2 tRNA genes and 1 rRNA gene are annotated in these 481 nt (G+C 53.0%); all 3 read left to right on the top strand.

From position 1 onward, the window contains the following. Nucleotides 1–221, top strand: a 16S ribosomal RNA gene (locus AC0V2Y_RS28780); the annotation flags it as partial. Between the two features lie 82 nt (nucleotides 222–303). Beyond that, nucleotides 304–380: transfer RNA gene (locus tag AC0V2Y_RS28775), tRNA-Ile, on the top strand. A 25-nt stretch (nucleotides 381–405) separates the two neighbouring features. After that, nucleotides 406–481, top strand: a tRNA-Ala gene (locus AC0V2Y_RS28770).

Below are 481 nucleotides of genomic sequence, written 5' to 3'. Positions count from 1 at the left end.
CGACTGCATGAAGTTGGAATCGCTAGTAATCGCGGATCAGCATGTCGCGGTGAATACGTTCCCGGGTCTTGTACACACCGCCCGTCACACCATGGGAGCGGGTTTTACCAGAAGTAGGTAGCTTAACCGCAAGGAGGGCGCTTACCACGGTAGGATTCGTGACTGGGGTGAAGTCGTAACAAGGTAGCCGTATCGGAAGGTGCGGCTGGATCACCTCCTTTCTAGAGTTTGCACGAATCATGTAAATGGTTCACGCATCAAATGTTCACACTTATCGGCTGTTAATAAAGAAGAACAGCATTTGGGGCTGTAGCTCAGCTGGTTAGAGCACCGTGTTGATAACGCGGGGGTCGTTGGTTCGAGTCCAACCAGCCCTACCAGTTTCTGTAGTCTGGAAATACCCTAGGGGGATTAGCTCAGCTGGGAGAGCACCTGCTTTGCAAGCAGGGGGTCGTCGGTTCGATCCCGTCATCCTCCACCA

The organism is Janthinobacterium sp. BHSEK (assembly GCF_056174685.1).
The sequence above is the reverse complement of the archived record's forward strand: the minus strand, read 5'-3'. Positions and strand labels throughout refer to the sequence as shown.